The sequence below is a fragment of the Sphaerisporangium rhizosphaerae genome (assembly GCF_042665155.1).
GTDB classification, from domain to species: Bacteria; Actinomycetota; Actinomycetes; order Streptosporangiales; family Streptosporangiaceae; genus Sphaerisporangium; species Sphaerisporangium rhizosphaerae.
On sequence record NZ_JBHTCG010000030.1, the window covers coordinates 55,578 to 82,242 of the forward strand.

16 protein-coding genes are annotated in these 26,665 nt (G+C 73.2%); 7 read left to right on the forward strand and 9 right to left on the reverse strand.

Features of this window, described 5'->3' with window-relative positions:
• The first annotated feature begins 51 nt into the window (after nt 1-51).
• The gene (locus ACFQSB_RS31540; RefSeq protein WP_380830501.1) at nt 52-825 is read left to right on the forward strand and encodes an SDR family NAD(P)-dependent oxidoreductase; all 774 of its coding nucleotides are present in this window, start codon (nt 52-54) and stop codon (nt 823-825) included.
• A gap of 242 nt (nt 826-1,067) precedes the next feature.
• Here the strand turns inward: ACFQSB_RS31540 and ACFQSB_RS31545 are convergent, their stop codons facing one another.
• Together ACFQSB_RS31545 and ACFQSB_RS31550 are read right to left on the reverse strand one after the other, a co-directional pair.
• Nucleotides 1,068-2,879 carry a DUF6879 family protein gene (locus ACFQSB_RS31545; protein ID WP_380830502.1) on the reverse strand — a complete coding sequence of 604 codons (1,812 nt, stop codon included), beginning with the start codon at nt 2,877-2,879 and terminating at the stop codon, nt 1,068-1,070.
• A 327-nt stretch (nt 2,880-3,206) separates the two neighbouring features.
• The gene (locus tag ACFQSB_RS31550; protein ID WP_380830503.1) at nt 3,207-6,206 is read right to left on the reverse strand and encodes an ATP-binding protein; all 3,000 of its coding nucleotides are present in this window, start codon (nt 6,204-6,206) and stop codon (nt 3,207-3,209) included.
• A 144-nt stretch (nt 6,207-6,350) separates the two neighbouring features.
• Here ACFQSB_RS31550 and ACFQSB_RS31555 point away from each other — a divergent pair, with 144 nt between their 5' ends.
• A complete protein-coding gene (locus ACFQSB_RS31555; RefSeq protein ID WP_380830504.1) occupies nt 6,351-7,862 on the forward strand; it encodes an amidase in 1,512 nt (503 codons plus the stop codon).
• An 88-nt stretch (nt 7,863-7,950) separates the two neighbouring features.
• Here the strand turns inward: ACFQSB_RS31555 and ACFQSB_RS31560 are convergent, their stop codons facing one another.
• The gene (locus ACFQSB_RS31560; protein ID WP_380830535.1) at nt 7,951-8,808 is read right to left on the reverse strand and encodes an alpha/beta hydrolase family protein; all 858 of its coding nucleotides are present in this window, start codon (nt 8,806-8,808) and stop codon (nt 7,951-7,953) included.
• Between the two features lie 454 nt (nt 8,809-9,262).
• The gene (locus ACFQSB_RS31565; RefSeq protein WP_380830505.1) at nt 9,263-12,250 is read right to left on the reverse strand and encodes an AAA family ATPase; all 2,988 of its coding nucleotides are present in this window, start codon (nt 12,248-12,250) and stop codon (nt 9,263-9,265) included.
• A gap of 484 nt (nt 12,251-12,734) precedes the next feature.
• Here ACFQSB_RS31565 and ACFQSB_RS31570 point away from each other — a divergent pair, with 484 nt between their 5' ends.
• Nucleotides 12,735-16,322 (forward strand): discoidin domain-containing protein, encoded by a 3,588-nt coding sequence (locus tag ACFQSB_RS31570; protein ID WP_380830506.1) that lies wholly within the window; start codon nt 12,735-12,737, stop codon nt 16,320-16,322.
• A gap of 175 nt (nt 16,323-16,497) precedes the next feature.
• The gene (locus ACFQSB_RS31575; protein ID WP_380830507.1) at nt 16,498-17,664 is read left to right on the forward strand and encodes an LLM class flavin-dependent oxidoreductase; all 1,167 of its coding nucleotides are present in this window, start codon (nt 16,498-16,500) and stop codon (nt 17,662-17,664) included.
• Nucleotides 17,665-17,760: 96 nt separating this feature from the next.
• On the opposite strand, the gene ACFQSB_RS31580 is transcribed toward ACFQSB_RS31575, so the two are convergent.
• From ACFQSB_RS31580 to ACFQSB_RS31590, 3 genes are all read right to left on the reverse strand, one after another.
• The gene (locus ACFQSB_RS31580) at nt 17,761-20,421 is read right to left on the reverse strand and encodes a glycoside hydrolase family 3 N-terminal domain-containing protein (protein WP_380830508.1); all 2,661 of its coding nucleotides are present in this window, start codon (nt 20,419-20,421) and stop codon (nt 17,761-17,763) included.
• A gap of 395 nt (nt 20,422-20,816) precedes the next feature.
• Nucleotides 20,817-21,233: a PH domain-containing protein gene (locus ACFQSB_RS31585; protein WP_354834127.1), complete on the reverse strand. Its 417-nt coding sequence runs from the start codon at nt 21,231-21,233 to the stop codon at nt 20,817-20,819.
• A 9-nt stretch (nt 21,234-21,242) separates the two neighbouring features.
• A complete protein-coding gene (locus ACFQSB_RS31590; protein ID WP_380830509.1) occupies nt 21,243-22,412 on the reverse strand; it encodes a YihY/virulence factor BrkB family protein in 1,170 nt (389 codons plus the stop codon).
• 167 nt (nt 22,413-22,579) lie between these two features.
• Between ACFQSB_RS31590 and ACFQSB_RS31595 the strand changes: the two genes are divergently transcribed.
• Nucleotides 22,580-23,284: a dienelactone hydrolase family protein gene (locus ACFQSB_RS31595; protein ID WP_380830510.1), complete on the forward strand. Its 705-nt coding sequence runs from the start codon at nt 22,580-22,582 to the stop codon at nt 23,282-23,284.
• A 19-nt stretch (nt 23,285-23,303) separates the two neighbouring features.
• Here the strand turns inward: ACFQSB_RS31595 and ACFQSB_RS31600 are convergent, their stop codons facing one another.
• Both ACFQSB_RS31600 and ACFQSB_RS31605 read right to left on the reverse strand, forming a co-directional pair.
• Nucleotides 23,304-24,956 (reverse strand): catalase, encoded by a 1,653-nt coding sequence (locus tag ACFQSB_RS31600; protein WP_380830511.1) that lies wholly within the window; start codon nt 24,954-24,956, stop codon nt 23,304-23,306.
• Between the two features lie 161 nt (nt 24,957-25,117).
• Nucleotides 25,118-25,660, reverse strand: coding sequence for a cysteine hydrolase family protein (locus ACFQSB_RS31605; RefSeq protein ID WP_380830512.1), 543 nt, complete (start codon nt 25,658-25,660; stop codon nt 25,118-25,120).
• 217 nt (nt 25,661-25,877) lie between these two features.
• Between ACFQSB_RS31605 and ACFQSB_RS31610 the strand changes: the two genes are divergently transcribed.
• Both ACFQSB_RS31610 and ACFQSB_RS31615 read left to right on the forward strand, forming a co-directional pair.
• Entirely contained in the window at nt 25,878-26,117 is a 240-nt protein-coding gene (locus ACFQSB_RS31610) for a helix-turn-helix transcriptional regulator (RefSeq protein WP_354834142.1), read from the forward strand.
• Complete coding sequence (locus tag ACFQSB_RS31615; RefSeq protein WP_380830513.1) at nt 26,117-26,662, forward strand: hypothetical protein; 546 nt, start codon at nt 26,117-26,119, stop codon at nt 26,660-26,662. Before ACFQSB_RS31610 ends, ACFQSB_RS31615 begins: the two co-directional genes overlap by 1 nt.
• The last annotated feature ends 3 nt before the right edge of the window (nt 26,663-26,665 follow it).

Below are 26,665 nucleotides of genomic sequence, written 5' to 3' on the forward strand. Positions count from 1 at the left end.
CACGCGTGCGGTGCGCTTTTGGGTACTTTGTGATCAGTCGAGGGGGTGGTCATGGGGCTTTCGTACGTGGTGACCGGCGGCGGTCAGGGCATCGGCCGGGCGATCGCCGAGCGGCTGCTCGAACGGGACGGCCGGGTCGTCGTCATCGAGCGCGACCCCGCGGCGGTGGCGTGGACGCACGGGCATCCGGCCGGGCCGCGGGTGGCCGCCGTGACCGGCGACGCCGCCGACGAGTCCGTCACCGAGCGGGCCGCCGACCTGGCGCAGGCCGCCGGCACGCTCGCCGGCTGGGTCAACAACGCCGCGGTGTTCCGCGACGCCTCCCTGCACGAGGTCCCGGCGCACGAGATCGTCGGCCTCGTCGACCTGAACCTCGGCCCCGCCGTCGCGGGCAGCGCCACGGCGATCCGCCGCTTCCTCGCGGCCGGACGCGGCGGCGCGATCGTCAACGTGTCATCGCACCAGGCACAGCGGGCCGTGCGCGGCGCGCTCCCGTACGCCACCGCCAAGGCCGCCGTCGAAGGGCTCACCCGCGCGCTGGCCGTCGACTACGGCCCCTCGGGAGTGCGCGTCAACGCGGTCGCCCTCGGCTCGATCACCACCGCGCGGTACGAGGAGCTCCTGCGCGACCGGGAGCCGGAGGCCGCCGGGCGCGTCGAGGACCAGATGCGCCGGCTCCACCCGCTGGGCCGGGTCGGACGACCCGAGGAGGTCGCCGCGGCGGTCGCCTACCTGCTGTCGGACGACGCGAGCTTCGTCAACGGCGCGATCGTCCCCATCGACGGCGGCCGCTCCGCCCTCGGCCTGGACCCCGAGGAGCTCTGACCCGGGGCGTCAACGCGACAGGGCGGCCTCGCCGGACCCGGCGCCGCGTCTCTACCGGCTCCGCTGGGGACCCCACCGACATCGCCCCGGAGAGCATCCGGTTCCGCCGACCACACCAAGGCGGGCTCGACGACGACAGAGGCCGGGAGGTCCCGCACGCCCTGCTCATCGAACTCCCACCTCCACCTGACGGCACCCTCCGCCCTCGGTTGGACGGCCCCCGCGTGACCAGAGGCGCCGCCTCAGGCGCCGGGCGGGAGGATCAGCTCGCCGGTGTCGCCCGGCGGGATCGCCGGCTTTCCGTCCGGGACGCCACGGAGCGCGGCGAGCACTCCCGCAGGGTCGCGGAACAGCTCCGGCCGCCCGTCGAGCAGCCGCAGCTCCTGCGGCGTGAGGTTGCGGACCGACACCACCCAGTCGACCTTGATCAGCAGGATGGAGCCGATCTGGACGATCGCGTCCTTGGTCTTGTCGAGCGCGGTGATGAGCTGCGCCACCGCGGCCCCCTGGGCGGCGTCCACCTCGGCCTGGGGCCTGCCGAGCACTTGCAGCTGCGCCGCCTGCTCCAGCCGGGCGAACCGCTCCAGCATCTCATCGGTGGTGAGGCGTTCCCTGGTCCTGCCGACCATCCCCCGCAGCCACGACCCTCTGTGAGGTTCGAGACGTTCGGTGACCTCCAGACCGGCCGCGGCCATGACCTGCTCGACCGCCTCCTGCACGCGCTCGTGTCCGGCCTCCTCGGTGAGGTAGATGTACACGGGAACGGCGCGCCGCAGCCGTCCGGCCGCCTCCGCGGAGGCTCGGGACATCCACGATGCGGCGTCCGTCCCGTTCGGAGTGCGCGTCCTTCCGGCCCTCCCCTCAAGAGGCGATCCGGCCGCGCCCTCGGACGGCGCACCAGCCGTCCCTTCGAGCGGAGTCCCGGGCGTGGTTTCGGGCGTGGTCTCGGGAGAGGTCCCCGGCGGGGCCGCCGCCTTGGTCCGGCGGTCGAGGTGGCGCCTGACGGCCGTCCGCAGGCGGTCTTCCACCGCGCGCGCGTCGGACGGCTTCTCCGGCTGCCCGCCGGCACCGGGCCCGCCGGAGGGCAGGCCCCTGTGGGGCGCGCGCTCGACGCCCTCCGGCGGGACGGCCGCACGCCGCCACAGCTCCTCGAACCGCCGCACGCGTTCGGCCACCTGGGGCGGCTCCAGGACCAGGCGGGTGCTGACGGAAACGCGCCGTCCGGACTCACCCGGCGAGGACGCCGGAGTCGTCTCGTAGGACACCATCTCGTCGAAGACGACGAAGTCCACCGGGGTGACGGAGGTCAGCAGATCGTCGCGCGCCAGGACCCGCGCGTCGATCCCCATCGCATGCCGGAGCCGGTGGATGTGCTGGGACAGCCCGGACTCCAAGAGCTGCTCCGAGTCGACGACGAAGATCCTGCGGACCCGGGCGCCCCGCTGCGCGAGATCCTGCTGGACCGTCAGATAACGCATGCCGAGGTCGGTGCTCCACGGTCCTTCCTCGAACTCCCGGAGCGCTCGGTCGCTGTCACCCAGGCTGACGGCGTCCAGGCTCCTCCTGGCGTTCACGGCCAAGGCCAGCAGCCAGTCCTGGTCCTCGCCCTCGTGGGTGACGTGGCCCTCGCCGAGGCCCTTCAGGAAGGCGGAGGTGCGGTCCAGCTCCTGCCGCGCGAGCTCCCGGGCCAGGTGGGGCATCTCGTCGTCGACGCTCGCGGCGTTCCTGACCAGCCGCTCCACGCTCTCGGCCCGCAGCACGGACCGCTCGACCAAGGTGAACAGCTCCGTCGCCTGGCTGATGCGGGAGAACTGCTGCTCGACCAGTGCGAGCGTCTTCGCCTGCCGCTCCTGCTGCTCCCGCCTGATCTCGTCGAGCCGGCGGTCGAAGCCCACCAGGAACTGGACCACCAACAGCACCCCGGCGACCAGCACGGCGAGGGTCGGCGCCCCCGCGCCGGCCGGCAGCAGATTGGAGGCCAGGACGAAGGCCAGGACGCCACCGGCGAGGGCCGCGACCAGCCGCCGCAGGAGCACGATCGCTTCGCCGCTCATGTCTCACCTCATGTTGGGACGCCGCCAGCCACCGCGGGAGTGTTCTCGCCCGGCGCGGGGAACGGCCGGACTCCCCGCTTCCGTTCACCGGTCCAGCTCTCCACATGATGCGGCAGCGCCATGCCGGTGCGAGGCGCCCGTTACCCGAAAGCAACGGCGAGCGACGGTGAGGGCACCGGACCGGTATTTCGAATGCGACGGCGTGGCCAGGTTCGGGTGCTGGTCTCGTATCCGGAGGCGAAAGGCGAGGAAGGCGTGGCGAGGTTCGGGTGCTGGTCCCGTATGCGGAGGCGAGGACGGCGGGACGACGACGGGCGAGGGCCGCGTTCACGGGGCCGGGTGACGGCGGGCGGTGAGGAGGTGGGCGATCAGCTCGGTGCGGTTGGTCAGGCCGAGCTTGGCGAGGATGTTGCGCACGTGGCTCTCGACCGTGCGCTCGCTCACGGTCAGCCGTTCGGCGATCCGCCGGTTGGACAGCGCCCGCGCGACCAGGTCCGCCACCTCGCGTTCCCGGGCGGTGAGCGGGTCGCCCGCACGGCGCCGGGCCCGCGCCTCGGCGAGCAGCCGGTCGGCCCGGGCGAGCGGACCGGGAAGGTCCAACCGCCGCGCCTCGGCCGCGGCCCGCGCGGCCAGAGTCGCCGCCTCGTCGTGATCCCCGGGAGCCCCTCGGCGCAGCAGCACGTCCGCCAGGGCGAGCCAGGAGTGGACGAGCCAGGGCCGGGCGCCCAGCCGCACGTTGACCTCCGCCGCCACGCGAAGGGCCCGCTCGGCGTCGTCCAGCCGGCCCATGACGGCCGCCATGCGCCCGGCGGCCCGCGCGGACGCCCCGCCGCAGAAGCTGTCGGCTCCCCCGGGCACGCCCGCGGCCCGCGACCACGGCAGCCAGTGCTCGTACGCCCACTGCGCCGCCTCGGCGTCGTCGAACACCTCGACCAGCTCGGTCACATGCTGGAGCACGCCCATCCCGTGAACCCCCGGCAGAGGGCCGCGCAGCAGCAGCCGCAGCCGTTCGTACCCGGCGAGCGCCTCCTCGCGCGCCCCGGTCAGGTGCAGGCGCAGCGCGTGGGCGGCCTCGACCACCGGGATCGGCGCCGCGAACGCCTCGGGGTCGCCGTCCGGCACCTCGCTCGGGTCGCCCCGTACGAGCGCCACCAACGCGGCGAAGACGTCGGTCACCACGCACGCCAGCGAGTCCCCCGTACCGGCCGCCACCGCCCCCGCCTCCGAAGACCGGGCGCGCGCCTCGTCCCAGCGCCCGGCCAGCGCGGCGCGCGCCGCCGCCACCCGCAGGTGGTACCACCGGGCCACCGGCAGCCGCGTCGCCGCCGCCAGCTCGCCCAGCCGCGCGACGCCGTCGTCCACCGCGGCGAGGTCGCCGATCTGGTAATCGGCGTCCAGCCGCCAGATGTACCCGCGGACCGCCGACATCGGCCGGCCCACACGCAGGCCGACGTCGACGGCCAGCTCGCCCAGCCGCCGGCGTTCGGCGGCGTCGCCGGGCCGGTCGAGGATCCCCGCGCGGGCGCGTGCCGCGTCGAGCAGGGCCGCGGGGTCGCCGCAGCCCTCGGCGAGGCGCAGCGCCTCGGCCGAGGTCCGCGCGGCCTCCTCCCACCGGTCGGCCTCCACCTCCCACGACGCCTTACGCGCCATCAGCCGCGACCGCACGACGGCGACCGCCTCCGCTCCAGCCCCCGCGACACCCTCGCCGGCCCACTCCCCCGCGGCGGCTCGGTCCTGCCGGTCCGCCGGGATGGCTTCCCCCGGCCGGTGCGCTGGGATGTCCAGGGCCGCCAGGGCGCGGTCGCAGAGGGCGGCCATGCCCACCACGACGGCCCGGTCCCCCGCCCCGCTGAGCACGAGGGCGGCGGACGCGAGCAGGTCCGGACGTCGCGCGGCGTCAGCGGCGTCGGCGGCCGCGCGGCAGTGCTCCGCGCTCTGACCGACGAACCCGGCGTAGCACTCGGCGGTGGCCAACTCGGTCAGGATCTCCGCCCGCCGCGCGTGATCGGCGCCCAGGCGGCCGAGCAGTCCGAGGGCCTGACGGCTGAGCCGGGCCGCGTCCTGCGGCGCGGAGGAGCGCAGCGCGTACGCGGCGGCGGCGCGCGTCCACCGCAACGCCGCGCGCAGGGTCTCGGGGTCGTCGCCCGCGCGCTGCCAGTGGGCGGCGACACGCGCGGCCAGGGCGGGATCGTCGCCGGCCCGGCGCACCAGCGCGGTGGCCGCGCGCCGGTGCAGGCCGGCGGCCTCCGGCGCCGCCGCGGCGGCCACGCCGTCGCGCACCAGGGCGTGGGCGAACCGGTACGCGGGCGGCCACGTGGCGGACGTCGGCGTACCGCCGGTCGTGAGCACGCCGGCGGTAGCGAGCGCGTCCAGGTGGGCGGACACCACGGCGTGCGGCAGATCGCGGACCTCCGCCAGCAGACGCGCGTCGATGTCCCGCCCGAGGACCGCCGCGGCTCCGGCCGTCTCCCGCACCTCCGGGCCGAGCCCGTCGAGCATCCCCAGAACGAGCTGCCGCAGATCCGCAGGCGGCACCAGCCCGTCAGCGCTCATATCGCCCTTGTGCGGGGCCCCGCCGGCGGGGCGAGGTGTGCGTCCGAGGGCCGCCGCCATCGCGGCGACCAGTAAGGGGAGGCCCCCGGTGCGCTCGTGCACCGCCGGCGCGAGCGCGGCGCCCCCGGGGATGCCCGCGAGCACCCGCGCCACGTCCTCGACGGTCAGCGGGGTGAGGGCCAGGGCGCGTACGGCCCGGCCGCGGGCGACGCCGGCGAGGGTCGCGATGAGGGCGCCGTCGCGTCCAGGAACCGGATCGCGGTGCGTCGCCACGACCAGCAGCCGGGATCCCGGGGTCTCCGACGCGACGTGGCGGAGCAGGGCCAAAGACGCCTCGTCGGCGTCGTGGACGTCCTCCAGGACGACGACGAGGCCCTTGGCGTCCTCGGCCGCCGCGAGCAGCGCGTCGGCGAGCGAGACGAGCCGCCGGAACCGCGCGGCGCCCGCCTCCGCGACATCCCCGCCCGCCCCGACCGCGACCAGGCCCGCTTCGGTGGCCGGGGCGGAGAACGGATGGGGGGCGAGACGGTGCAGCAGGCGCGTCCACGGCCACAGTGGGGGGACGCCCGGCTCGTCCGGACAGCGGGCCCAGACGGCACCGGGTGCGCCGGCCAGGGCCTCCTCCACCAGACGGGACTTGCCCACGCCGGGCGGACCCGAGACCAGGATCACCCCTCCACCGCCCTCGCGAGCGGCCGCGGCGGCCTCGCACAGCACGGCTACCTCACGATCGCGCCCGGCGAAGGCGCTCCAGGCGCGCGGTCCGGCATCCACCGGACCAGTCTGACAGCCACCGTTCGGACCCCACGGACCTCCGCATGGGAAACGGGAGAACAGCCCGAGCCGGGGGCTTGGGGTTTCGCCGGGTTCGCGGTGGGTGGGTGCTCGGCCTCAGTGGGGCGGTCAGTGGTAGCGCTGATGACCCGGAGGGGCGAGGAGTCCACGCTGGTCATGACGCCGGAGCGGAGATGGCCGGGCCGCGGCGGAACGGTGTGCGACGAGGGGGACGAAGTGGAGCTTCGTGAGTACGCGGGATACGACGCCGTCGGGTTGCGCGGGCTGATCGCGGCGGGTGAGATCTCCGCCGGCGAGGTGGAGGAGGTCGCGCGGCGGGCCCTGGAGGCGGCGGACGCCGAGCTGAACGGGCTGGCGCTGCCGCCGTTCACCCCGGCGCTGGACCACGACCCCGGCGGGGCGCTCGCCGGGGTGCCGTTCCTGATCAAGGACAACGGCCCGATGGCCGAGGGGACGCCGTTCTTCTGCGGCAGCCGGGCCGTCCGGGCCGTGGCCGGGCACGACACCGACCTGATGCGGCGCCTGCGCTCGGCGGGCCTGGTCACGCTGGGCCTGACGACGGTGCCGGAGATGATGATCAGCTTCTCCACCGAGTCGGTGCTGTACGGGCCGACGCGCAACCCGTGGGACCTCGCCCGGGGCGTCGGCGGGTCCAGCGGGGGCTCGGCCGCCCTGGTGGCGGCCGGAGCCGTGCCCCTCGCCCATGGGAGCGACGGCGCCGGTTCCATCCGCATCCCCGCCTCGTGCTGCGGGCTGGTCGGGCTGAAGCCGAGCCGGGGACGGGTGCCGTGCGGGCCGGACGTGGGCGAGCCGCTGTTCGGCATCTCCATCGAGTCGGGGCTGAGCCGCACGGTGCGCGACACCGCCCACTACCTGGACGCGATCCAGGGCCCGGCGCCGGGCGACAAGTACACCGCCCCGCCGCCCGCGCGCCCCTACGCCGAGGAGGTCGGGGCGGACCCGGGCCGGTTGCGGGTGGCGGTGGCGACGCGGGGGTGGCCGGACGTGGCGGCGGACCCGGAGGTGGCGGCGGCGGCCGTCCAGACGGGTCTGGCGCTGGAGAAGCTCGGCCACGTGGTCGGCGAGGCCGGCCCGGAGGTCGGCGCGGAGACCATGATGAGCGCCATGGTGCCGTTCGCGATCGTCGCCGTCGCCGCGCCGCTGCTCACCGCCCTCAGGGCGCCGGACCCCGCCAAGGTGGAGGCGGTCACGCGGCGGGCGTTCGCCGAGGCCGGGGAACTGAGCGCCTACCGGCTGCTGGGCGCCTTCGACGCGCAGAACCGGGCGGGCAGGACGGTCGGGGCCTTCTTCGGCGAGTACGACCTGCTCGTCACGCCCACGCTGGCGCGCCCGCCCGCGCCGCACGGGACGCTGCGGTACGACGACCCCGGGCACACGGTGGCCACGTGGCTGGAGTCGCTGTTCGACTACGGTCCGTTCACGGCGCTGTTCAACCTCACCGGGGAGCCGGCGATCAGCCTGCCGCTGGGGTGGAGCGAGGACGGGCTGCCCATCGGGGTGCAGATCGTCGCCCCGTACGGCCGGGAGGACCTGCTGGTCCGCGTCGCGTCGCAGTTGGAGGAGGCCATGCCGTGGGCCGGCCGGACGCCCGCGGTCCATGTCGGCGGCCGGTGAGCGCCCATGCCGATGGCGGCCGCGCCGGCGGCCGCCATCGGTGCGGGTGCGGCGCGCCGTCCCGCGGGACGGGCGCCGGGACCCGCGGCTAGGTGAGCGGGCAGGTGTCGCGGTACTCCGAGATCGCGATGCTGCGCGGCGCCGGGCAGAGGAACTGGTCATAGCGGGTGTCGTCGTCGATGAAGCGCTTCATCCACGAGATCATGTACTTGGCCATCGTGGTGTTGGACGTCTGCGGGAAGAAGTGCGAGGCGCCCGTGAGCTCCATGTACGCCTTCTCGGTCGAGGAGGGGATGCTCGTGTAGAACGGCTGGGAGTGCGTGGCCACCGGCGCGATGGCGTCCGCCTGGCCACCGATGATCATCGTGGGGACGCGCACGCCCGACCAGCTCTTGTCGAGGTTCCACGGGGCGATGGGGATGGCGGCCTGCAGCGACGGGCGCGCGTTCGCGGCCTCCAGGGTGCCGCCGCCGCCCATGGAGTGCCCGGCCACGGCGAGGCGCGTGGTGTCGATGCGGGCCCGCACCGTGCTGCTGCTGTTCCTGACCAGGTAGTCCAGCGCGGCGAGCAGCTGCCTGCCCCGGCTGTCGGGCTGGTCGTACAGGGTGTTGGTCTCGATGCCGAACACGACGAACCCCTGCGAGGCGAGCCGGGGTCCGAGCCAGCTGAGGGTCGACCAGGTGGCGGTGTACCCCGGGGAGATGGCGATGGCGCCGAAGGTCCCCTGGCTGGTGTCGGTCGGATAGTAGATGGTGCCGCCGCCGAACCCGCTGACGCTCAGCGAGGACACCGAGGTCTGGGCGGTCGCGAACGGCCCGCGGGCCGCCTCGATGCTCGCGTTGGTGGGCGCCGGGCCGCGCTCGTAGGGGCCGGCCGCCGCGTGCGCGCCGGGGGCCGCGGCGAGGGTGCCGCCGGTCAGGGCCAGGGCCAGGCACACCTTGGTGATGAGCCGCGCCCCGAACCGCCGCCGGGCGGTGGCGGGCCAGGGGTCGGGGGCCTGGTCTCGGACGGGGGCAGCGGCGGGGAGGGAGGTGAGGGAGAGGATCTCGCGTGGCTGCACGTTCGTGTGCTCCCTGTCGGTGGGGGGACCAGCGGGAGCGGGCCCGGCGACCCTGCGGCAGCCCGAGGCCACGCGGCCGGGGGGCCGGCCGGCACGGTTCGGACGGGGGACACCGCAGGTCAGCGGGGGGATACTCCTGCTGACTACTGACTGCCGCAATTGTGAGATCCCCCGGTCAGCCACGCATCGGCGAAATCACCGGCCTTCCTGGCCGGTCCGCCCGCGCGACCGAGCGAGCGAGACGGCCGCCCCACACGGAACGGACGCCCAGCAGGGCGTGCCGGCCAGGACAGCGGGCGGGCGCGGTCCCGCGGACGGAAGCCGGTTTCGGACGTGGCGGTCAGGACAGGAGGCGGGCCAGGTCCACGCGGGAGCGGATGCCGAGTTGGGCGAAGATGTTCCGCAGGTGGTGGTCGACGGTGCGGGGGCTGATGACCAGGCGTGCCGCCACCTCGCGGTTGGTGGCGCCCTCCGCGACCATCCGCGCGATCTGCTCCTGCTGCGCCGTGAGCCGGCCGATCTGGGCCTGGCGGTCCGCCTGGCGCTCGCCCTCCGGCAGGTGGGAGAACGGCCTGGCCGCCGGCGTGGACGGGGGCGGGACGGCCTGCCCGGCGGCGCGCAGTTCGGCGCGGGCCTGGGCCGCCCACAGCCGGGCGCCGAACCGTTCGAAGGCGTCGAGCGCGCTGTGGAGGTGCTCCCGCGCCGCCCCGGGACGCCGGTCGCGGCGCAGCGCGCCACCGAACAGCAGCTCCGTCCTGGCCGTCTCGAACTCGCACGACCCGCGGTGGTGCAGGTCGAGAGCGTGGCGGAACAGCTCTTCCGACGCGCCCGGCTCGGCGAGCAACGCGTGGCATCGCGCCGCGAGCGCGAGCCGGTCGGGGTTGCGCGTGCTGCCCGCCCAGCGGTCGAGCACGTCCAGCGCGGCCATGGCGTCCTGCCGTTCGCCGGTGCGCGCCGCGGCCTCGATGAAGGTGGGGGTGGCCATCACCCGGACGACCACGTGGCCGTTGCGGAGCTCGGCGCGCAGCCGGCCCGCGGCGTCGGCGGCCCGGCCGCGGGACAGGTCGAGGTGGGCGAGGGCCCAGTTGCCGAGCGCCGCCGCCACGCCGAGCCCGTGGGCGTCGGCCACCTCCAGGGCGGCCGCGGCCCGGGTGCGGCAGGTCTCCTTGTCGCCCTGGACGGCCGCGGCGAGCGCGAGCCACGCAAGATGCTGGCCCGCGGTGTTGTGCTGGCCGGTCTCCTGGGCGAGCCGCAGCCCTTCGATGGCGTGGCGGGTGACCGATCCGTAGCGGCCGAGCCAGAGTTCGGCGTTGATGACGGCCGACAGCAGTTGCGGCAGCGCCGAGGCGCCTCCCCGTCCGCGCGCGCTCTCGACGGCCCGGGTGGCCAGGGCGAGCGCGTTGGCGTCGTCGCCGAGCAGCAGGCCGGCCGTTCCGGCCCAGACCAGCATGGCGGTGCTGTGGACATGGGGCGCCAGGAGCAGGACGCGGCGCAGCGGCTCGGCGGCCTCGGCGTGCCGCCCGCGCAGGGTGGCCGCCATGCCTTCGAGGAACTCGAACATCAGCCGGGTGGCCGGGCGCTCGTCGGGACGGCGCAGGACGGCCGCGCGCCGGGCGATGGCGAGGAAGCGCTGATGGTCGCCGGCGAAGTAGCCGGCCTCGGCGGCGCGGACCAGGGCGCGGACGCCGAGGGAGCGGTCGCGGTCGAGCAGCCACCCGGCGGCGGCCAGGAACCTGTCGTGCGCGCTGCCGGTCTCGCCGCCGAGCAGCTCCAGGTTGCCGCGCAGCAGCTCGGCCTGGCCGCGCATCTCCGCGGGGACGGTGAGCGGCGACAGCCGGGCGAGCAGCGCCCTGGCCCGTTGCGGGTGGCCCGAGATGGACGCGTGGTGGGCGGCCGCCGCGAGCCGGGCGGCCTTGACCTCGCCGCGCTCGGTCAGCTCCGCGGCGCGTTCGAGGGCGAGATAGGGCTCGGGGTGACCGGCGTGCGGGCCGGCGGCCTGCGCCGCCTCGGCGAGCTCGGCGGCCAGCTCGTCCACCGAGCCGTCGAGGGCGGCGGCGCGGTGCCAGGCCCGCCGCAGGCGCTGGTGGTCGTGGTGGAGCACGCCGGCGAGCAGGCGGTGCGCCGCGCGCCGGGCGGCCGGGGAGGCGGCGGCGTAGACGACCGGACCCATCACGGGCTCGGCGAAGGCGTACCGGTCGCCCTCGGCGGTGAGGACGCCGGCGACCTCGGCCGGTTCGAGCAGGTCCAGCACGTGCCCGGGCGAGACGCCCCCGCCGTGGCGTGGTGCGGCGGCGCGGACCAGGGTGGGGATGTCGAGGTCGGGGTCGGCGGCGACCAGCAGGAGCAGCGCCCGGGTGGCCTCGGGCAGCGCCGCGAGTCGGCGGGTGTGGGCGCGCCAGAGCCGGCCGCCCGGCGGGACGGAGACAGGAGGCGCGTGCGTGCCGGCGAGCCGGCCCGGCGTGAGAGATCCGGTCAGTTCGGCCAGGGCGAGGGGGACGCCGTGGGCGAGCCGTTCGAGCGACGCGCGCAGGTCCTCGCCGAGCCCGGCCGGGGCGAGGTCGTCGAGCATCTGCCTGGCGGCGGCCGGGTCGAGCGGGCCCAGCACCCGCACGGGCACCTCGTCATCCAGCGCCGCCCCGTGGTCCGGCGGCCGGTCGGCGGTGAACAGGAAGGCGACCGGCTCGGCGGCCAGGCGGCGGGCGGCGAACAGCAGCAGGTCGTGGCTGGCCGCGTCGAGGTGGTGCAGGTCGTCGACGCAGACCAGGACGGGCCCGCGGGCGGCCAGGGACGCCAGCCACTCCAGCACCGCCACCGCCGGCCCGAGCGCGTCCCCCGCCTCCTGCGTGGGGGCCACCGGGCGGAACGGGGCGGCGGCGGTCCGGGCCCGCCGGCGTGCCGCCGAAGGCCGGCCCCCTGCCGCTGCCGCCGGGGTGGGCCCGTCCGAGGCGGTGGCGCCTGGAGCACGCGGACCCGTGGCCGGGAGGGGCCGGGAGGCCGGCGGGAGGTGAAGGGTGGCGCGCAGGAGGGCGGCCTGCGGTTCGGGGAGATGGGGGCCGGGGTCTCCGAGGGGGCGCAGGAGGCGGTGGAGGGCGGCGTGGGGCAGGCCGTGCTCGCTCTCGGCGCCACGGGTGCGCAGGACCAGGAAGCCGCGCGCCTGCTCGGCGGCGTGGTCGAGCAGGGCCGTCTTGCCCATGCCGGGCCCGCCGGCGAAGAGCATGGCGCCGCCCGAGCCGTCGCGGGCTCGGTCCAGCAGCCGCCGGACCGCGTCCTGCTCGGCGTCTCTGCCGCGCAGGACGGCCACCCGGGCGGGGAGTGACGCGGGAGACACGTCTTCCAGTGTTACGCCGAGTTCTCACCCATCGGAAGGGACATGTCCGGTCTGTTGCTTACAGGCCGTTGACTCGGCTGTAGCACGTATGTAACCTTTGGCCAACGCACTGCAAGAATCTTGCAAATCACTGCTCGCTTTCGTTCCACAGCCTGCAACTTCCGGCTGGACCGCAACGCGTCCGTGCGTCCGCCCGGCTCCCATAAGGGAGGCCCCCGGTGATGTCGGTCTCGGCATCGCGCTGCCGGTCACCGCCGGCGTCACCAGCGCGGCCCCAATCCCCGATCCAGCGCAGCCCCTATCCCCTCCCGCGCTCCCGGCGCGGCGTCATCCTCCCTGCCGGCGCCCCCGGCGCGGAGCCCGCGCGGGCTCTTCCCCGCCCCCTGCCTCTGCCTCTGGCTCGAGATCACCACCCCCCGGCGACCACTGCCGGCGCCACGGCGCCGCCGCGATCCGTCGTCCCAGACGAGAGATAGAGAACGCGATGAGAAAGAAGCACCCCCCGGTATTACGGCTGGTCGCGGCGCTGCTCGCGGCCGGCCTGCTCGTCCTGGCGGGCCCGGTCCTGCCGGCGTCCGCGGTGTCCGGGCCGAACCTCGCCACGGGCAGGACCGTCACCGCGAGCAGCTTCACCGACATCTACACGGCCGGCAACGTCAACGACGGCAACCAGGGCACCTACTGGGAGAGCGCCAACAACGCCTTCCCGCAGTGGATCCAGGTGGACCTCGGATCCAGCAGGAGCGTCAACGGCGTCGTCCTGAAGCTCCCCACCTCGGGCTGGGGCGCGCGCACCCAGACCCTGACCGTCCAGGGCAGCACGACCGGGTCGAGCTTCTCCACCATCGTGGGCTCGGCCGGCTACACCTTCACCGGCGCCAACACGGTGACCATCGACTTCGCCACGACCACCACCCGGTACGTGCGGCTGACCATCACCGGCAACACCGGGTGGCCGGCGGGCCAGCTGTCGGAGTTCGAGGTGTACGGGCCGGTCACCGGTGACACCCAGGCGCCGAGCGCCCCGTCCAACCTGGCCTACACCCAGCCGGCCTCCGGGCAGATCAAGCTGACCTGGAACGCCTCCACCGACGACGTGGGCGTCACCGGCTACACCATCTACGCCAACAACGCCGTGCGCGGCACGGTGGCGGGCGGCGTGCTGACCTACACCGACTCCCAGCCCGACACCGCGACCGTGTCCTACCAGGTCACCGCCAAGGACGCCGCGGGCCATGAGTCGGCGGTCAGCAACACCGTCACCCGCACGGGCAGCGGCGGCGGCGGATCCAACCTGGCGAGCGGCAAGCCGATCACCGCGTCGTCGTTCGTGCACACCTTCGTGGCCACCAACGCCAACGACGGCGACCTCACGACGTATTGGGAGGGCGCGGGCGGCAGCTACCCCAACACGCTGACGGTGCAGCTCGGCGCGAACGCGAGCGTCAACCAGGTCGTGCTGAAGCTGAACCCCGACAGCGCGTGGGGCACCCGCACGCAGACCATCCAGGTGCTCGGCCGCGACCAGAACTCCACGACCTTCACCGGCCTGGCCTCGGCCGCGACCTACACCTTCAACCCGGCGTCGGGCAACACGGTGACGATCCCGGTGTCCGCCACGGTGGCCGACGTCCAGCTCCGGTTCACCGCCAACTCCGGCGCGCCGGCCGGGCAGGTGGCCGAGTTCCAGGTCATCGGCACCGCCGCCCCGAACCCCGACCTGACCGTCACCGGCATCACCTCCTCCCCCGCCTCGCCGGTGGAGACCGACGCCGTCACGCTGTCGGCGACCGTGCGCAACGGCGGCACGGCGGCTTCGGGCGCGACGAACGTCAACCTCTACCTGGGGAGCACCAAGGTCGGCACCGCGTCGGTCGGCGCGCTGGCCGCCGGGGCCTCCACCACCGTCTCGGCCAACATCGGGCCGCGCGACGCGGGCACCTACCCCGTCACCGCCAAGGTGGACGAGTCCAACGGCGTCGTGGAGCTGAACGAGGCCAACAACTCCTACACCAGCCCCACCTCGCTCACGGTCCGGCCGGTCGACAGCTCCGACCTGGTGCCCGTGGCAAGCTGGACGCCGAGCAACCCGGCGGCGGGCAACACCGTCACCTTCACCGTGGCGATCAAGAACCAGGGCACCGTGGCCTCCGCGTCCGGCGCGCACGGCATCACGCTGACCGTCACCAACGACGGCGGGACGGTCGTGCGGACGCTGACCGGCTCCTCCAGCGGCGCGATCGCGGCCGGCGCCACCACGGCGCCGGTCAACCTGGGCACCTGGACGGCGGCCAACGGCAAGTACACCGTCAGGACGGTGCTGGCCGCCGACGCCAACGAGCTGCCGGTCAAGCAGGCCAACAACACCACCAGCCAGTCGTTCTTCGTCGGCCGCGGCGCCAACATGCCCTACGACATGTACGAGGCCGAGGACGCGATGGCCGGCGGCGGCGCGCAGGTCGTCGGGCCGAGCAGGGACATCGGCACCGTCGCGGGCGAGGCGTCCGGCCGCAGGGCCGTGACGCTGAACGGCAACGGCAGCTACGTCGAGTTCACCACCAAGGCGAGCACCAACACCCTGGTCACCCGCTTCTCCATCCCCGACTCCTCCGGGGGCGGCGGCATCGACTCGACGCTGAACATCTACGTCAACGGCGCCTTCCTCAAGCCGATCAACCTGACCTCGCGGTACACCTGGGTGTACGGCGCCGAGGCGAGCCCGTCGAACTCGCCGGGCGCGGGCCCGCCGCGGCACATCTACGACGAGGCCGGCGTCATGCTCGGGCAGACCGTCCCGGCCGGCAGCAAGATCAGGCTGCAGAAGGACCCGGCGAACGGCACGACGTACGCGATCGACTTCATCAACCTGGAGCAGGTGTCGCCGATCGCCAACCCCGACACCGCCAGGTACGCGGTGCCGGCGGGCTTCACCCACCAGGACGTGCAGAACGCCCTGGACAAGGCGCGGATGGACACCACCGGCACGCTGGTGGGCGTCTACCTGCCGCCGGGCACCTACGACACCGCCTCGAAGTTCAACGTGTACGGCAAGGCGATCAAGGTGGTCGGCGCCGGGCCCTGGTACACCCAGTTCCGCGCGCCGCAGAACCAGGAGAACACCGACGTCGGCTTCGACGCCTCCTCCTCGGCGAACGGCTCCTCCTTCTCCGGGTTCGCCTACTTCGGCAACTACACCAACCGCATCGACGGCCCGGGCAAGGTGTTCAACTGGGCCAACGTCGCCGACATGACGATCGACAACGTGTGGAACGAGCACACGGTCTGCCTGTACTGGGGCCAGAACACCGACCGGATCACGATCAAGAACTCGCGGATCCGCGACCTGTGGGCCGACGGCGTCAACATGACCAACGGCAGCACCGACAACCACGTCACCAACATCGAGGCCCGCACGACCGGTGACGACAGCTTCGCGCTGTTCTCGGCCATCGACGCCGGCGGGGCCGACGAGAAGAACAACCTCTACGAGAACCTGACCGCCCTGACGCCGTGGCGCGCCGCCGGCGTGGCCGTCTACGGCGGGTACGCCAACACCTTCCGCAACATCTACATCGCCGACACGCTGGTGTACTCGGGCATCACGATCAGCTCGCTGGACTTCGGCTACGCGATGAACGGGTTCGGCGCCGACCCGCCCACCCAGTTCCAGAACATCTCGATCGTCCGCGCGGGCGGCCACTTCTGGGGCCAGCAGACCTTCCCGGCCATCTGGCTCTTCTCGGCCTCGAAGGTGTTCCAGGGCATCCGCATCAGCGACGTGGACATCGTGGACCCGACCTACAGCGGGATCATGTTCCAGACGCAGTACATCGGCGGCCAGCCGGTGAACCCGATCAAGGACACCATCCTGACCAACGTCACGATCTCCGGCGCCCGTAAGAGCGGCGACGCGTTCGACGCCAAGTCCGGGTTCGGCGTCTGGGCGAACGAGCTGCCCGAACCGGGCCAGGGCCCGGCGGTCGGCTCGGCGACGTTCAACAACCTGGTGCTGCGGGACAACGCCGTGGACATCAGGAACACGACCTCGACCTTCACCATCGTCCGCAACTGACCTGAGAACGACCCGCGCGGCCGGTCCACGACCGAACCGAGACCGACCCGCGGCCGACCCGCGAATGCTCCCGGGGCACCATCGCCCCGGGGGCATTCGTGTCTTCCACGACCGGTATTGCCTACCTGCAATATAGGGATTACGGTTGACCGTGCCATATCGAGGGGAAGACGCGATGACCTTGACGTTCCACTGGTTCCTGCCCACCTACGGCGACAGCCGGGACGTGGTGGGCGGCGGTCACGGCCTGCCCGCCGGCTCGGCCGGCGGCGCCCGGCCCGCCACGCTGGCCTACCTCCGGCAGATCGTGCAGGCGGCCGAGCAGCTCGGCTTCGTCGGGGCGCTCACGCCCACCGGCGCCTGGTGCGAGGACGCGTGGCTGACCACGGCCATGCTGGCCGCCACCACCGAGCGCCTGAAGTTCCTGGTCGCCTTCCGGCCCGGCTTCGTCTCCCCCACCCTGGCCGCGCAGATGACCGCCACCTTCCAGCGGCACTCCCAGGGACGGCTGCTGCTCAACGTGGTGACCGGCGGCGAGAGCCACGAGCAGCGCGCGTACGGCGACTTCCTGGACAAGGACGCCCGCTACGCGCGGACCGACGAGTTCCTGCACATCGTCAGGTCGCTGTGGCGGGGCGAGAGCGTCGACTTCACCGGCGAGCACCTGCGCGTGGAGGGCGCGCGCCTGGACCGGCTGCCCGACCCGGTGCCCGAGGTCTACTTCGGCGGCTCCTCCCCCGCCGCGGGGCGGGTGGCGGCCCGGCACGTGGACGCCTACCTCACCTGGGGCGAGCCGCCGTCGGCCGTCGCGGAGAAGATCGCCTGGGTGAACGGGCTGGCCGCGGCCGAGGGGCGCACGCTCAAGCACGGCATCAGGCTGCACGTCATCACCCGGGACACCGGCGAGCAGGCCTGGGCGCAGGCCCGCAGGCTGCTGGACGGCATCGACCCTGCCACCGTCGAGAAGGTGCAGGCGGGCCTGGCGCGCAGCGAGTCCGAGGGGCAGAAGCGCATGCTCGCCCTGCACGGCGGCAGGCGGGACGAGCTGGAGATCTACCCCAACCTGTGGGCGGGCGTCGGCCTGGTTCGCGGCGGCGCGGGAACGGCCCTGGTCGGCAGCCACACCGAGGTGGCCGACCGCATCGAGGAGTACCACCGCCTGGGCATCACCGAGTTCGTCATGTCCGGCCACCCGCACGTCGAGGAGGCGTACTGGTTCGGCGAGGGCGTCCTGCCGATCCTGCGCGAGCGCGGCCTGTGGCGCCACCCCGCCGCCACCGACGAGACCGCCGCCGCCATCCCCTTCGCCGCCATCCCCTTCGCCGCCACCGGCTCCGGCTGACCTCCGAGGACGGAACGCGCGAGGGCCGCGGGAAAGGTGCTCCCGCGGCCCTCGCGGCCGTTCACGGCCCGATGGCGGCCCCGCGCGGGGCCGGCCTCAGGTCAGATCCGAGCATTTGCGGGCGTCGGGGTCCTTGCCGGCGCCCGGCACCCAGCGGACGTTGGCGAAGGACACCGAGAAGGCGGCCTCGGTGTAGACCAGGAACGGCGTGTTGACGTTCTCGAAGTCCAGGTTCGGCGAGAAGCACGACACCGGGATCTTGACGGTGGCCTTGCTCCCCACCGGCAGGTTCTGGAACAGCGAGGTCGCCACCACCTCGGCCAGGCACGGGTACACGCAGTGCGAGCTGATCACCGTCCGGCCGGCCGGCGGCTGGTGGACGATGGTGTCGAACTCCAGGGCGGCGTCGGCGTTGAGGTACCCGCGCAGGTCGGTGCCGCCGGCCGGGTTCTGCATGTAGAGCTGCGCGGGGCCGCCGGTCCAGGTGGCCTTGAGGCCGTCCTGCTGGACGTTCACGTCGGCGGGCACGACGTTGATCTCGGTGTGGGCGGCCTCGCCGTCCACGCCGATCTCGGTGCCGCCCCAGTTCTCCGCCGAGCCGATGAAGCTCTTGTACGGGGCGACGTCGGTGCGGTTGAACACCTCCAGGTCCTCGGTGGCGGTGCCTCCGCCGCCGGTCGAGCCGCACGCGCCGGTCTGCGCGGTCTCGTCGAGGGTCCCCACCGAGCCGGTCTGCCCGTAGCGCAGGCCGTAGCCGATCGGGAAGAGCGGGTCGTAGTCCTGGTCGCCGGCGTTGAGCGGGGACTGGCAGGCGCCCTTGGGCCAGGAGTAGGACAGCTTGCCGGTGTAGCCCTGGCCCGTGCGCGGGCCGCGTACCAGCAGGTCGGCGACGCCGCCGCCCTCGGTGCCGGGCAGCCAGGCCGCGACGAACGCCTCGGAGCGGTTGAGCTCCTTGTTGACCTGCAGCGGGCGGCCGGAGAGGTACACGGTGACGACCGGGGCGCCCTTGCCGTGGACCTTGTCCAGGACGGCCAGGTCGCCGGGGTAGAGCGCGGCGGCCTGCAGCGAGCGGCGCCCGAGGTCGCCGACGCCCTCGGCGTACGGGGTCTCGCCGATCACCGCGACGACCGCGTCGTACTGCGAGGGGTCGACGCCGTCGGCCGTCTCGCTGAAGGTGACGTCGGCGGCGCCGAGCGCCTCGCGCAGGCCGGCGAGGATGCTCGTGCCGTTGGGGAAGTCGGCGTTGGTGTTGCCGGTGCCCTGCCAGCTGAGGCTCCAGCCACCGGTCTGGTTCTGCAGGCTGTCGGCGCTCTTGCCGACGACCAGCACCTTGGACCTGGGGGACAGCGGCAGCACCCTGCCGTTGTTCTTGAGCAGCACCTGCGACTCGCGGACGGCCTTGCGCGCCAGCGCCTTGGCCTGGAGGGCGTCGGCCGAGCCGGCGAAGGCGCGCGCCGAGGGCTTGGGCGCGGTGAACACCCCGGCGCGCAGCTTCACGCGCAGGATGCGGGTGACCGCGTCGTCGATGCGCGCCATCGGGATCTCGCCGCTCTGCACCTGGGCGATGGTGTTGGCGATGAACGCCTTCCAGTCGTTGGGCACCATGATGACGTCGATGCCGGCGTTGATCGCTCGCGCGCAGCTTGAGTTGGTGCAGCCGGTGACCTGCCCGTGGGCGTTCCAGTCGCCGACGACCAGGCCGTCGAAGCCCATCTTGCCCTTGAGGATGTCGGTGAGGGCGTGCTTGCTGCCGTGCATCTTGCCCTCGTCGATGCCGAGGTCGGCGTTGGTCCAGCTGTTGAACGACGCCATGACGGTCTGTGCGCCCGCCGCGAGCGCGCCGTAGTAGCCCTGGCCGTGGAGATTGATCATCTCGGCCTCGGACGAGGGGTTCACCCCCTGGTCGGTGCCCTTGATCGTGCCGCCGTCGCCGATGTAGTGCTTGGCGGTGGCGATCACGCCCTTGTCATCGACGCCGCGGGGGTGCATGCCCTGCAGGCCGCGGACCGCCTCGTAGCCGTAGGCCCGGGTGATGCGCGGGTCCTCGGAGAAGCCCTCGTAGGTGCGGCCCCACCGGTCGTCGCGCACGACGGCGAGCGTCGGGGCGAACGCCCAGTCCTGGCCGGTGGCGCGGACCTGCTTCGCCGTCGCCGCGCCGATGTCGCGGACCAGGCACGGGTCGTGCGCGGCTCCGAGCGCGATGTTGTGCGGGAAGAGCGTCGCGCCGTACACGTTGCTGTTGCCGTGGACGGCGTCGATGCCCCAGATGACGGGGATCTTGGTCCTGGTGGCGAGGGACGCCTGCCAGAAGGCGTCGGCGACGTCGAGCCACGCCTTCTGCGGCGCGTGCTTGTCGCGGCCGGGCCAGGAGCCGCCGCCGTTGAGGATCGTGCCGATGGAGTACTGCGTGACCTCGGCCGGGGTGATCGCGTTGATCTCCGGCTGGGTCATCTGGCCGACCTTCTCGGCGACGGTCATACCCGAGACGATCTTGGCGATGCGCCGCTCGTCGGCCGGGTTCTTCTTGACCCGGCTGTCGACCTTGGGCCAGTCGGACAGCTTGGGGAGGCTCTTCTCGATGCGGGCGCAGCCGTGCTCGTCCATGGCGGGCTTGCCGACCACCGGTTGCCTGTGGCCCTTCGCGCTGTCGGCGCCCGCGGTGGGCGTGCCCACGGCGCCGCCCGCGAGGAGCGCGAGGCCCGCCACCAGCGCCGTGGCGCCCCGGCGGGCTCTTGATCGGACAGGAGGTCTGGTCATGGAGCATCCGTTCTCGTTTGGACTGCGCGGATCGTCCGCGGCTCCCCCCGCAGCCGCACTGTTCGGATACTGACCATGTGACAGCGCCGAGTCAAGGGATGATAGAGCGCTCTCCGAGCCCCATGGGGCGCCCGGTACGACCCTGCGGGCGGCCCGCCACCCGGCGAACACGGGGCTGAGCAGGCGTTCGCGTACCGCGTCCGCGGACCGGGACGACGCGGGTGAGAGAGCGCTTTCACCCTCGGCCCGCGACCGGGCGGGCGGCCGGGGATGAAAGATGCCGCCGAGCACGCCGGCGCGGCAGGGTCGCTCGGTGCGGTCGGGCCGGTCGATGCGGTCCCGGTCGATGCGGTCAGCCGGTGCGGTCAGCCGGTCGATGCGGTCGGCCGGTGCGGTCAGGCCGGTCGCAGCCGGAACAGCTCCTCGGCCGCCTCGACGCAGGAGGTGCCGAGCTCGTGCGCGGAGAAAAGGTGCAGCCCGTCGGCGGTCTCGATCTCCAGCATGTCCCAGCGCAGTCCGTACCGGGCGTTGGCGGCCACCCGGATGTGCTCGACCAGCGGCCAGGGCACCCGCTCGCGCCGCGCCATCCCGGTCACCACGGTGAGGCCCCCCTCGTCGGCGGCCAGCCGCACCGGGGCCAGCACGTCCCGCAGGGCGAACCCGGCCAGCAGCACGGCGGCGGCCGCGCACAGCAGCATGCCGCGCGTGTCCCCCGACACGGCGAATGCGATGACGGCGAAGGCGGCCGCGGCGGCTCCCTTGAGAAGGGTGTACTCGCGCCGGACCCGCCACTGCCGGGAGAGGGCGGTCATACCCGAACGCTACCGTCCGCCGCGCGGGGCCCGGCCGTTCCCCTCCGTCCCGCCATCTCCGGCCGTCCCGCCGTCCGCTTCGGGCCGGCCGTCCTCCGGCCGGCGTTCGCCCTGCCGCGGGCCCTGGCTCTCGGCCTCGCTCCCGGGCCGGGCCTCCCGGGGCTCGGCGCCGATCTCCCCCGGCATTCCGGCCTGCTCCTCGGCGTCCATCTTCCTGGTGTCGCGGGGCTCCACGTACGGCTCCCGGTCGGCGGGGTGGCCGGAGGCGATGGCGCGTCCCCGGGCCAGCTCGGCGTCGAACTCCACCCCCAGCAGCACGGCGATGTTGGTGATCCACAGCCAGACCAGGAAGACGATGACCCCGGCCAGCGCCGCGTAGGTCTTGCTGTAGGAGGAGAAGTTCGCCACGTAGAACCCGAAGACCAGCGAGGCGAGGATCCACAGGACCACGGCCAGCACGCTGCCGGGCGTCACCCAGCGGAAACCGGGCTGCTCGACGTTGGGCGCCACCCAGTACAGCAGGGCCAGGACGCCCATCACCGCCACGACCAGCACCGGCCACTTGGCGATGCCCCACACGGCGAGCCCGGTGTCGCCGACGCCGAGCACCTTGCCGGCCTGGTCGGCGAGCCCGCCGGTGAACACCACCGCCACGGCGCCGGCGGCCATGAGGACGACGAGGACCGCGGTGATGCCCACCCGCAGCGGCAGCGTCTTCCAGATGGGCCGCCCCTCCGGCATCTCGTACATCACGTTCGCCGCCCGCATGAACGCCCCGACGTACCCCGAGGCCGACCACAGCGCGACCGCGATGCCGATGGCGGTGGTCACGCCGGCGGCGCGCGGGCTGCCCTGGAGCGCGTTGAGCACCTGGCCGAGGATGTCGCGGGCGGGCCCGGGGGCGACGGCTCCGAGGTTGTCGACCAGCGGCTGGATCGCGGGCCTGCCGAACAGCCCGAGCAGCGACACCGCGGCCAGCAGCGCGGGGAACAGCGACAGCACGGCGTAGTAGGTGAGCGCGGCGGCCCAGTCGGTGACCTTGTCCTGCTGGAACTCCTTGACGGTGCGCTTGAGCACCTCCCACCACGAACGTCCCGACAGTTGCAGGGGGCCCTCGGGCGCCGTCTCCGCGTCCCCGGACCGCTGGAGGTCCCGACGCTGGATGTCGTGGTAGGTCATCTCCCGCACCATCTCCACACCGGCGCGTCGTGCGCGCCTTCTTCCCGCCCTGCCTGTGCTCCGGCGGCTGCCCAGGCGCCCGCGCGGCAAACCCGCACAGGCCGGACGCCCCAGGGCCGGGGTCACTAAGGTCGGGGAGGAGATCTCCACCAGTGCCGGGAGGAAGCATGCGCGAGCGCCGCGAGACCGTCACCGTCGCCGACGGCCGGTTCGACATGGACGTCTGGGTGCCGGAGGCGGGCCGCGGGCCCGGCCTGCTGCTGATCCAGGAGATCTTCGGCGTCGGCTCCTACATCCGCAAGGTCGCCGAGGACCTGGCCGGGCGCGGATACGTGGTGGGCGCGCCCGACCTGTTCTGGCGGCTGCAGCGCAACTGGGAAGCCGAGCACGACCAGGAGGGGCTGGCCGGCTCGCTCCAGCTCGTCGGCCGGTTCGACTTCCAGACCGGCGTGGACGACGCCGAGGCGGCGCTCGGCGTGCTGTCCGGCCTGCCGGAGGTCGCCGGCGGCGCCGGGCTCCTCGGTTTCTGTCTCGGCGGGTCGCTGGCGTACACGCTGGCGGCGCGCACCCGTCCCGCGGCCGTCGTGTCGTTCTACGGATCCTCGGTCCACGACACCCTGCACCTGATCGACCGCATCGAGGCCCCCGTCCAGTTCCACTACGGCGGCAAGGACCCCTACATCCCACGGGACAAGGTGGCCGAGGTCGAGCGGGCGGCGGCGGGGCGCGACCACCTGGAGGTGCACGTGCAGGAGGACGCGGGCCACGCCTTCCACAACTTCGAGGCGCCGATGTTCCACCACCCCGAGGCGGCGGAGGCGAGCTGGCGGCTGGCCATGGACTTCCTGGCCCGCCACCTGCCCGTCCGCTGAGTCCCCGCCGGGGCGCCGGCTAGGGGATGAACCGCTCGTCGGGGACGCAGTGGGTCATCTTCAGGCCGGTGACGTCCCGGGGGCCGTTCTTGCCCAGGTTGGACAGCCGCTCGTGGTCCTCGTCGGTGAGGTCCTGGCTCACCAGCGGCTCCAGGTGCGCGACGTCCTCGGGCCCGATGCCGAGGCCGGAGCCGACCCGCAGGCCGAGGTCGTCCTCGACCAGGAGCAGGTGCCAGACCATCCGCTCCTGGACGGCCCGGTCGCACTGGGACAGCATGGTGGTGAGGTTCAGCACCAGGTCATCGCGCTCCCACTGCTCCAGGAGCAGGTAGCGCTGCCCCGCCTGCGTGTAGTCGTTGGTCCGCGGGATGCGCTTGCGGGTCACCCGTCCGCTGATGACCGGGCCCTGCTCGTCGTGCGAGGGGTACTCCGCCTCACGGAGCCCGCCGGTGATCGAGGGCTCGTAGTTGACGTGCGGGTTCTCGCCCTGGCCGTCGACGTGGTAGGTCATGAGGCCGTCGCGCTGGTTGGTGCGCACCTGGGCGTTCTTCGCCTGGTTCACCGGGAGCTGCAGGTAGTTCGGCCCCACCCTGTACCGCTGGGTGTCGCTGTAGGAGAAGGTCCGGCCGATCAGCATCTTGTCGTCGGAGAAGTCCAGCCCGTCGACCAGCACTCCGGTGCCGAAGGAGATCTGCTCGTTCTCGGCGAAGAAGTTGGCGACGTTGCTGTTGAGCACCATCCGCCCGACCGGCAGCGCGGGGAACCGGTCCTCCGGCCACACCTTGGTGTCGTCCAGCGGGTCGAAGTCCAGTTCAGGGTGCTCGTCGTCGCTCATGATCTGCACCAGCAGCTCCCACTCGGGGTGGTCGCCGCGGTCGATGGCGTCCTGCAGGTCCTTGGTGGCGTGACCGAGGTCGCGGCTCTGGACGACCGCCGCGTCCGCCGCCGTCATGCTCCTGACGCCCTGCTTGGGCATCCAGTGGTACTTGACCAGATGGGTCTCGCCGCGCGCGTTCACCCACTTGTAGGTGTTCACGCCGAATCCCTGCATGTGCCGGTAGTCGGCGGGGATGCCGCGCGGGCTGAACAGGTTGACCAGCATGTGCATGCTTTCGGGCGTCTGCGACATGAAGTCGAAGATGCGCCTGGGCTCCTGCCGGAACGTCACCGGGTCCGGTTTGAGGGCGTGGATCACGTCGGGGAACTTGATCGCGTCTCTGATGAAGAAGACGGCCAGGTTGTTGCCCACCAGATCCCAGTTGCCGTCTTCTGTGTAGAACTTCACCGCGAAGCCGCGCGGGTCGCGGGCCGACTCCGAGGAGTCCCTGCCGCCGATCACGGTGGAGAACCGCACGGCGACGTCCGTGCGCTTGCCCGGCTCGCTGAACGGGACGGCGCGGGTGTACCGGCTGATGGGCTCCTCTCCCAGGTAGCCGGTGGCCTCGAAGTAGCCGTAGGTCGTGATGCCGCGCGCGTGGACGACGCGCTCGGGGATGCGTTCCCGGTCGAAGTGGCTGATCTTCTCCAGGAACTGGTAGTTCTCCAGCGTGGCCGGTCCGCGCGCGCCCACCGTCCGCTGGTTCTGGTTGTCGTAGACCGGGTGGCCTTGCCGGTTGGTCAGCACCGGGCGCTCGTCACCCGGCTGGGGACCCTTGCTCGACACGTCCGTCATGACGACGGCTCCCTCCGTTGGCGGTCGGTCGTCCACCCCTATCCGCGTCACGGCAAACTAAGCCCCTTGCCGGGTCAAATGTCCGCCGTGCGAAGATCCGCGGGTCGAACGGCTTCCGGCGGGCGGGCGGGTTCCCCGACGACGCGCTCCGGCGAGGGCGCTCACCCGCCCAGGCAGGCGCCGGCGCCGGTGATCTCGGCCCGCATGTTGCGCTCCATCATCCGCACGGCCGCGTCGGCGAGATCGCCGTGGATGTCGGCGACGCAGTCGCGGGGGATCTCGATCGCGTAGTGGCGCACGTAGGCGTCCAGCGCGGTGTACAGGATGCACTGCTCGGTGACCTGCCCGGTCAGGATGACCTTCTCCACCCCCTGGTGGTGCAGCAGGTACTCAAGGGACGTGCCGAAGAAGGCGCTGTGCCGCACCTTGGGGAGGAACGCGCAGTCGTGCGGGGGCAGCAGCGGCTCGACCAGGTCGGGCCGCCTGCCCTTGCGGGCGCGGTCCTCGATCTCCTCCCGGGAGGCGGTGAAGTCCCCGTGGTTGTCGTTGACGTAGACCAGTTCGACGTCCTCGCGCCCATGGGCCCGCCGCACCAGCCCGGCCAGCGGCGGCACCACCCGCTCGGCGCTCGCCTCCAGCAGTTCGACGTCCTCGTGCGCGTAGGGGCTGAGCATGTCGATCACAAGGAGCGCGGTAGTCGCCATGTCTCCCTGCATGCCCGGCCAACCCACCAGAACACCCGTGACGCCGTGCATAGATCACGTAGATCCTCGACGATCGATCACACTGTCTAGACGAGATGTAGTAGATGTACTACATTCCATGCCATGAGTACTGCAGTCGTGGACCCACGCGAAACGGGTCGTCCACGCGGGCTCCAGGCGCCGCCCCGGAAGGCCGCAGCGCGAGGAGAGCGCCGCGATGTCCGGTGAAGACGTCTACAACCGCATCTCCATGCTGCGCGCGGAGCGCGGCGTCTCGCGCAAAGATCTGGCCGCCGCGCTCGGTGTCCACTACCAGACCATCGGCTACCTGGAGCGGGGCGAGTACAGCCCCAGCCTTCACCTGGCGCTGCGCATCGCGGAGTACTTCGACGTACCGGTGGAGATCGTCTTCTCGCTCACGCCGTTCCCCCGGCTGGGCAGTGAGGTGGTGAAGTGATGAAGCGAACCGAACAAGAGCGCTTCGAGGCCGCCCGGCGCGGCGTGCCGCTCGTCTGGTACGGCACCCGCAGGAACCGGCGGCTCACCGTCCTGCTCGGCGCCGCCGCGCTCGGGCTGCTGTACGTCAGCGCGGTCGTCTGCTGGTTCCTCGGGCCGGGCGACCCGGCGATGTGGACGACCTTCGCCCTCGCGGCCCTGTGCCTGGTGATCGGCGGGTGGGTGTTCTGCGTCCTGTACGTGGCCTCCGGGGGCGCGATCGGCGTGGCGGGGCGCAAGCTGGACGAACGCCAGCTCACCGAACGGCGGCTCGCCCACGCGGCCGCCCATCGCGTCACGGCCTGCCTGCTCGGGATGACCGTGTTCCTGGCCCTCCAGATGGACGGCGACGCCGACCATTTCCTCCGCCTGCCGGCTCCGACGGTGTTCCTGTGGCTGTACGCGCTGTTCTGCACCCACGTGCTGCTGCCCCAGCTGACGGCCGGCTGGCGGCTGCCCGACCCGCTGACCGAGGATGACGAGGCCGGGGCGGAGGCCCTGGCCTGACCG